General features: G+C 70.3%; 1 protein-coding gene. It reads left to right on the forward strand.

Annotated elements, in window-relative coordinates:
• The coding region (locus AVW09_RS15295; protein ID WP_063258874.1) for a L,D-transpeptidase family protein at positions 1–1,332 on the forward strand (1,332 nt) is incomplete at its 5' end.
• Between the last annotated feature and the right edge of the window lie 349 nt (positions 1,333–1,681).

The following is a 1,681-nucleotide window of genomic DNA, read 5'->3' on the forward strand; positions in this document are numbered from 1 at the left end:
AAGAACCGCTCGGGACTGTGGATCGGCATCCCCGCGGGCGCGACCGCGGTCGCCCTGATCGCGGCGTCGCTCGTGCTCATCGCCCCGGGTGCCTCCGTCGCCGGTGTGCAGATCGGCGGCCTCACCGCCGGCGCTGCGGCCCAGACGATCTCGGCGCACCTCGCGAACACCGAGGTGACGGTGGAGAGCCCCGCCGGCGAGGTCACCGTCAGCGGTGCCGATCTCGGCGCCACCGTGGACGCCACCGCGATCGCCGAGAAGGCCTTCGCCGACAACCCCATGTGGAAGCCGGCATCCTGGTTCCCGGCTGGAACGGGCGTCCAGATCCAGGTCGACCCGACCACCGCGGCAGCCGTCCTGCGCGAGCGCGCGCCGGGCACCTACCGCGCTCCGGTCGACGCGACCGTCGCGTTCGATTCGGCGTCGCAGAAGTACGTGTCGACCCCGGCCCAGGCGGGCGAGGGCATCGACATCGCCGCGGTGACCGCGGCCCTGCAGTCCGCGTTCGACGCCGGTACCCCGACCACCACGGTCCAGGCGAGCCTCGTCTCCGTCGACGCCGCCGTGACGACGGAGAAGGCCGACGCCGCAGTGACGGCCCTCAACGGCGTCCTCGACACCATCGGCTTCTACGTCGGCGACGAGCGCACCGTGCCCGTCGACCGGGCGACCGCCGCGTCGTGGCTCACCGTCACGTCCGACGGCAAGGGCGACTTCCCGGTCACCGCTGATCAGGCCGGCATCCAGAAGGCGGTCGACGGTCTCGCGGGCCAGGTCGACCGCGGCGCCGTCAACGCGGATGTCATCGTCGACACGGGCGGTGAGGTCATCAAGACCCTCACCGAGGGACAGACCGGACGCTCGTTGGGCGACACCTCGGGCATCGCCGCCGCCTTCGCCGCGCAGCTCGCCCAGGCCAACGGCAAGTTCGCCCTGACCGTCGCCGAAACGCCGTTCCAGACGACCAAGACCGAGCGCCACATCGACGTCAATCTCAGCACCCAGACGACGACGATGTACCAGAACGGTCAGGTGTACCGCACGTACACGATCTCCTCCGGTGCCGGTGAGCACGCCACCCACACCGGCAACTTCCGCGTGGGCTGGAAGACCCCGATGCAGGACATGGGCTGCGTCCCCGGCTACGACTACTGCACCAAGGACGTTCCCTGGGTGTCGTACTTCAACGGCGACGAGGGCTTCCACGGCACGTACTGGCACAACAACTTCGGCACGCCGATGAGCCACGGCTGCATCAACATGACGATCCCCGCGGCCAAGGAGCTCTACGACTGGGCCTACCCCGGCACCGAGGTGTCGGTCCACTACTGAGCCGCTTCGCATGAGGGGTCGGATGCCACGGCATCCGGCCCCTTCTTCGTGCGCGGCGCGCACAACTCCTGCGCATCGGGCGCGTGGACCCCACGGCGCGGGGAGGCGCCGGGTTCTGCCGGAGTTGTGCCCGGTGTGTGCCACAGGGGAATCCATCCGCCGCAGCCTCGTGGCTACGGAATCACGCGGGCCGACCGGCACAACTCCTGCGTTGTGTACCGCGAGGCCCGGGAACGCCCCGCGGACGAGGGTTCCGCCGGAGTTGTGCACGCGTGCGCCCTCGAACAGCGACCGGGCGATGCCGGCGGAGCAGGAACGGAAGAGGGGCGGATGCCAGTGGCATCCGCCC

It is taken from the genome of Microbacterium sp. T32, assembly GCF_001619615.1.
In the GTDB taxonomy this organism is placed as follows: Bacteria; Actinomycetota; Actinomycetes; order Actinomycetales; family Microbacteriaceae; genus Microbacterium.